Annotated in this window: 5 protein-coding genes and 1 pseudogene; 3 read left to right on the top strand and 3 right to left on the bottom strand. The window is 67.2% G+C overall.

What is annotated here, in order from left to right:
* Positions 1-269: pseudogene (locus V6M46_RS07270) on the bottom strand (tRNA 2-thiouridine(34) synthase MnmA); the annotation flags it as partial.
* Positions 266-1471, bottom strand: coding sequence for a cysteine desulfurase family protein (locus V6M46_RS07265; protein ID WP_332663335.1), 1206 nt, complete (start codon positions 1469-1471; stop codon positions 266-268). The gene V6M46_RS07265 and the pseudogene V6M46_RS07270, both read right to left, overlap by 4 nt.
* A 171-nt stretch (positions 1472-1642) precedes the next feature.
* On the opposite strand from V6M46_RS07265, the gene V6M46_RS07260 reads away from it, so the two are divergent.
* The 3 genes from V6M46_RS07260 to V6M46_RS07250 are packed head-to-tail and all read left to right on the top strand — an operon-like array spanning position 1643 to position 4930.
* Positions 1643-1975 (top strand): hypothetical protein, encoded by a 333-nt coding sequence (locus V6M46_RS07260; RefSeq protein ID WP_332663333.1) that lies wholly within the window; start codon positions 1643-1645, stop codon positions 1973-1975.
* Between the two features lie 5 nt (positions 1976-1980).
* Positions 1981-4368, top strand: coding sequence for a hypothetical protein (locus V6M46_RS07255; protein ID WP_332663332.1), 2388 nt, complete (start codon positions 1981-1983; stop codon positions 4366-4368).
* Position 4369: 1 nt separating this feature from the next.
* Positions 4370-4930 carry a hypothetical protein gene (locus V6M46_RS07250; protein ID WP_332663330.1) on the top strand — a complete coding sequence of 187 codons (561 nt, stop codon included), beginning with the start codon at positions 4370-4372 and terminating at the stop codon, positions 4928-4930.
* A 75-nt stretch (positions 4931-5005) separates the two neighbouring features.
* Here the strand turns inward: V6M46_RS07250 and V6M46_RS07245 are convergent, their stop codons facing one another.
* Complete coding sequence (locus V6M46_RS07245) at positions 5006-6145, bottom strand: ABC transporter substrate-binding protein (RefSeq protein WP_332663329.1); 1140 nt, start codon at positions 6143-6145, stop codon at positions 5006-5008.
* Positions 6146-6176 lie beyond the last annotated feature (31 nt).

The following is a 6176-nucleotide window of genomic DNA, read 5'->3' as shown; positions in this document are numbered from 1 at the left end:
GTGTACTCGGCGATGAAGTCGTCGACGACGTTGTCGGCGAACTCCTCGCTCATGTCCCACACGTAGAACGGGATGCCGAGCTGGTCGGCGGCGCGGCGGGCGTCGCCGGCGTCCTCGATCGAGCAGCAGCCGCGCGCGCCGGACCGGTAAGACCGGGGGTTGCGGCTGAGCGCGAGGTGTACGCCGGTGACGTCGTGACCCGCATCGACGGCTCGCGCGGCCGCGACCGCCGAGTCGACCCCGCCGGACATCGCTGCGATGACCCTCATGACGAGCCCCTCACCAACGAGGCCTTCTGCGCACGCTGGTGCACCGCCGGGAGCGCCGCGAGCAGCCGGTCGACGTCCGCCTCCGTCGAGGTGTGGCCGAGGCTGAACCGCAACGATCCGCGAGCGGCGACGTCGTCGTAGCCCATCGCCAGCAGCACGTGGCTGGGCTGCGGCACGCCCGCGGCACACGCCGAACCGGTCGAGCACTCGATGCCCTGGGCGTCGAGCAGCATCAGCATCGCGTCGCCCTCGCAGCCCGGGAACGTCACGTGGGCGATGTTGGGCAGCCGGTGGCCGGCGCCGGGCTCGGAATCGCCGTTGATGATCGCGTCGGGGACGACTCGCACGATGCCCTCGATGAGCCGGCGCCGCAGCCCCTCGATGCGCCCGACGGTCTCGGCCTGTCGGCCCACGGTCACATCGACAGCAGCGGCGAAGGCGGCGATCAGCGGGACGCTCAGCGTGCCGGATCGCAGGTCGCGCTCCTGGCCGCCGCCGTGCAGCAGCGGCGTCGCCTCGAGCTCACGGCGGAACAGCAGCGCACCGACCCCGACCGGGCCACCGAGCTTGTGCGCCGTGATCGTCATGGCGTCGAGCTGACTCGCGGCGAAGTCGAGGGGTAGGTATCCGGCGGCCTGCACCGCGTCGCTGTGCACCGGGATGTCGTGCTCGCGGGCGATCTGCACGACGTCGGCGATCGGCTGGACCGTGCCCATCTCGTTGTTGGCCCACATCGTCGTGACCGCCGAGACGGTCGAGGGGTCACGCTCGACGCTGGCGCGCAGCTCGTCGACCAGGATCCGCCCGGTCGCATCGACCGGGGTCATGTCGATCTCGGCGCCCTCGTGCTTGGCGAGCCACGTGACGGGGTCGAGCAGGGCGTGATGCTCGATCGAGCTGAACACGACGCGATGGCGCGCCGGGTCCTGCGCGAGCCGCGACCAGTAGAGGCCCTTGATCGCGAGATTGTTGGCCTCGGTGCCGCCGGAGCAGAACACGACCTCGCTGGGCCGCGCGCCGAACCGCTCGGCAATCAGCTCGCGCGCCTCCTCGACCGTACGCCGGGCGTTGCGTCCGGAGGCGTGGAGCGACGACGCGTTGCCCGTGCGGGCCAGCTCCTCGGTCATCACCGCGATCGCTTCTGGAACCATCGGCGTCGTCGCCGCATGGTCGAGGTATGCCGTGCGTTCAGGAGCGTTCATTGCGTTTTCAAGGATAGTCGGTCACGCCGAGGCCCATCGACCTCGCGGTTCGCCCTGCGCTGGGTGGACCGCGCGGAGCCATCCGTGACAACATCTCCCACACGACGGTTCACACGTGGCGTGGCGAGGATGACGACCGACGCGCGACGTTCGACTGCCCAGGGGGGCCACGTGGCAGGCAAGGAAACGAACAACTTCAAGCGGGCGCTCGGCGACGCCCTGGGCGTGATCGAAGAGGCCCGCACCTCCCTGGAGGCCAACGGCGGTATCGGCGAGAGCGTCAAGACGAAGATCGCCACCCACGAAGGCTGGGTCTGCGACGCCGCCGACGACTGGATCGCCGACTTCACCGCCAAGTGCTCGCCGATCATGGGCGAGTTCGACACCGCGTGGACCGAGCTCGACTCGATGTGGCGCAACGAGCCCGACGAGGTCGACGAGGGCAACTGGCGCGGAAACTCCTACAACGCCTCGGGTCACCGCCCGAGCAACATCCCGGTCTGACGTCCATGGGAAGCCTCACTGTCCACGTCCCGGCGCTCGAGAGCGCCGTGGAGAAGTTGACCACGCTCGGCATCGATGTCGACAACGCGCGACGCCGCGTCACCAACGCCGTGCCTTACCACGCCAGCATCACCACGCTGACCTCCAGCGGCGCCGCCGGCATCTTCTCGACATGGGCCGAGGACCAAGCCGAGTCCCCCTTGACGGTCGTGCTGGACATCGCCAAGCTGCTGGACACCCAGGGCAACGGGACAGTCACCTACACCTACACCGGTGACTACAGCATCGAGACGATGACCGCGGACCTCGGCACCATGGTCGCCACCCGCCTTGAGGGGGCGACGACCAAGGAGGACATCCAGAAGTACCTCGACATGGCGGCCGGCCATGAGGACAGCCCGGACTTCCAGGATGCGTTCCTGACCGGACTGGGCCAGGCGGGAGTCGTCAGCGTGCTGACACACGCAGGCGAGGCCGGAGTGCCCATGGACCGCGTCACCAACGCGTTCAGCGCCGACTCCGAGGCGAAGATCGCCGGATGGGTGCAGGCCGACATCGTCGACCCGAGCAACATCGACACCGAGACCACCACCTTGCTGGCCGGCTTCGGTCGTTCCGCCGAGTTCAGCGAGAGCCTGTACTCCGAGGTCACCCCGGACCAGATGACCGACGCGATCCAGCACCTCAACGAGGCCGCCTACCCGAACGGGATAATTGGCGATTTCGATGAGGACGCGCAGACGTTGTACAGCCAGTTCATCAACGGTGCCGGCACGACGTTCGCGACCTACACCAAGGCAGTCGATGATCCTGAGGCGCTGGCCGAGACCTGGTTCGACGCGATCACCGACGATGACAACCAGGGCAACGCCGCGGCCCTGACGTTCTTGATCCGCAAGGGCGGGGAGAACGCCGCGTTCGACCCCGACTTCCTCTACAACCTCACCGAGGACGTCTATCAGTGGGAGCGTGACCAGGACGGCGCGGTGTGGGGCCCGCGCGTCGAGTCCGGAGACAACGGGATGAGCATGGGCGGCTACCTGTTCGATCCCGACGTCGTCGTCGAAGGAGATCTCGACACCATCGACGCCGCGCGCCGCGTCGATGGCCTGGCCAACCTGCTGGGCTCGATGGGTCACACATCCGAGGCGGCCCAGCGATTCTTCGCCAACGGCTACGAGAACGGCGACCCCGGCGGCACCAACTCACGCGTCGAGTACCTCATGCTGGAGCGCACCTTCTCGGGGAGCAACGGCAGCGACGAGGGATACGGGCTCGGGGTCGCCCTCGAAGCGGCGGCCGCCGGGAACACGACCCACGAATACATCCCCGGCATCGGCTACAGCGACGAGTGGAGCGCCGGCTTCGCGACCGACCTCTTTGAGTTCGCTGCCGACAAGAACGGCTCGGAGGACAACGCCTGGATCTTGGACGGCGAGTACTTCGGCTACCCAGGGACCTCGGTTGCGCTCGGCAACATCGGTGCCGCGTACGCCGACGACATCTTCGACATCGTCGGCGAGAGCGACACCCAGCCGACCGGCCCGGGCCACTTGCAGATCAGCGCGGAAGATCTGCAGAAGACCATCAACATGATCGGCTATCACGACGACATGAGCGGTCTGGAGTCGCTGTCCGCAGCGCTGCTCGCCGAGGGCAACGAACGCTATCGCGGCTTCTTGGAGTCCTACGGGCCCGAAGGGGATCGCCATTTGTCGGACCTCAACGCCCAGGAGCTCCTCGAGCTCACCGGCGTCAGTGACACCAGCGGCGAGGTGCTCGGCCGCGTCCTCGACTGGGGCCTGGAGTCCAAGGAGTACGGCGAGGAGCTCGACGCGAAGCGCGCCGAGTTCGCAGCCAAGGCCTTCGACATCGCCACCAGCTTCGTCCCAGGAGCCGGCGATGTCATCGCGGGCGTCAAGGACACCCTCTGGGAGACCGCGATCGACACGGCCAAGGACGAAGGGCTCGGGGCGCTCAAGGACGCGATCGAGAACTCCCCGAATGCCACGTCCGGCGAGTACGCGACCCAGAGCAACGACCAGTTCGAGAACCTCATCCAGTACAACACCTACGACCAGCTGCTGGCGACCGGCTACCTGGACGACTTCGACATCCCCGATGTCCTGATCGAGGGCGAGGGTGCGGATCGCCGGTTCCGCGAGGACATCCGTGTCGACGGCACGAACGGTTTGCCCGACCCCGACGAGGAGGGCATCTCAGCGTCCGAGAGGCAGCAGCGGATCGACGACCGCAACGAGGTGCAAGAGGCCATCAACTACCTCTACAGCACCGACCCGACGGCCGACGGGCCGGGCGCCGCACTCGCGGGCATCATCGCCCCGGCCCTGGACGGCTACGACCGTGTGCGGCCTGAGCCCGAGGACGGCTGACATGGGTCGTTCAAGGCTGCGCCTGGCGGCGGCACTGGCCGCGATGACTTTAGTGCTGACCGCGTGTGATGGCGACACGCCGACCAAGGAGACGAGCTCGATGTACTGCGACTTGATCGATCCCAAGACTGTCCAACCGATCGTGGGCGACCTCAAGATCAAGGACTTCGGCGGTCCTGATCTGCCGAAGTCCGACGACCGAAACGTCCAGTGCAAGTTGTACGCGCCAGACGGCATCCTCACCGTGCTGATGGCGTCGGTCCACGAGGTCTCCGGCGACGACTCGGTCGCCGAAGAGCGCGCCGCGATCGAGAAGGTCGCCACCAGATACCAGGAGGACGACGACGCTCTCTTCAGCTCTCTCGATGAGGACGGGACGATCGGCAACACCCTGTACGACGGCCAGTTCGCGAGCGCGCGCATCTTCACCGGCAGCCGCGTCGTGTCGGTCACGGCTCCTGCCGACGCCGAGCAGGCCCCGACCTTCACACCCCTCGTCCTCAAGGTCGCTCAAGAGGTCAACACCAACCTCGACGCTTGGGACGCCGACCACGCGCCGTGACGGCCTCCTGGCCGGGCCGTCCGGCGGAAACCGGCGCGACCCCTGAGGATCGCGCCGGTCCGTTTCACCCCCTGGCTAGTTGCCACCCTCCTTGAGCGTGACCTCGATCGGCTTGTAGTCCTTGCCGTCGACGTCCACGCCTTCGTCCTTGAGCTCCTTGAGGGCCGCCTCGACGTACGTGTTGGAGTACGCCGACGCCGGCGGGGCCTTGGAGATGATCGTCGCGCCGGTCTCGTTCTTGGTGCCCAGCGCGATGTCGACGGTCTGCTTCCAGGCCGCCTCGTCGACCATGCCGATGCCGGCCGTGGACGGCCAGATCAGCTTGTTGATCTCATTGGTCATCCAGAGCTGGTGGCTCTCCCCGAGCTGAGAACCCGCAGCCGTGACGATCTTGGCAGCCTCTTCCGGGTTGTCCCGTGCGTAGACCCAGCCCTTGATCGAGGCCTTGACGAACTTGGTCGTCTGGTCGGCGTACGCCTTGTCCTCGAGCTTGTCGGTCTGCGCCCAGATCGCGTCCTGCAGCATCGCCGTGCCGACGTCGTTCCAGTCGATGACGTTGAGGTCCTCGGGCGTGTAGAGCTCCCCCGTCTTGGGGTTCTTGGTCTCGAGCACCTGGGCGTACTCGTTGTAGGTCATGGCCTGGGCCGCGTCGATGTCACCGGCCAGGAAGCCGTTCATGTCGAACGCCTGCTGGACGAGCTTGACGTCCTTGACGCCGACTCCGTCCTTCTGCATGCCGGCGAACAGCTCCCACTCGTTGCCGAAGCCCCAGCTGCCGACCTTCTTGCCGTCGAGGTCGGCCGGGCTCGTGATGCCCTTGTCCTTGAACGAGATCTGCGTCGTCGCACTGCGCTCGAAGATCTGGGCCACGTCGGTGATCTTGGCGCCCTTCTCGATCGAGCCGAGGACCTTGGGGACCCACGAGATGGCGTAGTCGACATCGCCGGCGGACAGGACGTCCTGCGGGACGATGTCGGCTCCGCCCTCGACGATCTCGACGTCGAGGCCCTCGTCCTCGTAGTAGCCCTGGTCGACGGCGGCGTAGTAGCCGGCGAACTGTGCCTGGGGCACCCATTGCAGCTGGAGCTTGACCTTGGTCAGGTCTCCGCTCCCCGAGTCGCCGTCGTCGTCCCCGCCCCCGCAGGCGCTCAGGACCAGCGAGGCTGCGGCCACCGTGGCGGCGACCCTTGCCCACATCCGCGTGTTGCGCTTCATCGATTCTCCTTGTCGGTGGTGCTGCAGGCCG

It is taken from the genome of Aeromicrobium sp., assembly GCF_036676885.1.
In the GTDB taxonomy this organism is placed as follows: domain Bacteria; phylum Actinomycetota; class Actinomycetes; order Propionibacteriales; family Nocardioidaceae; genus Aeromicrobium.
This window is presented reverse-complemented; position numbering and strand designations above follow the sequence as displayed.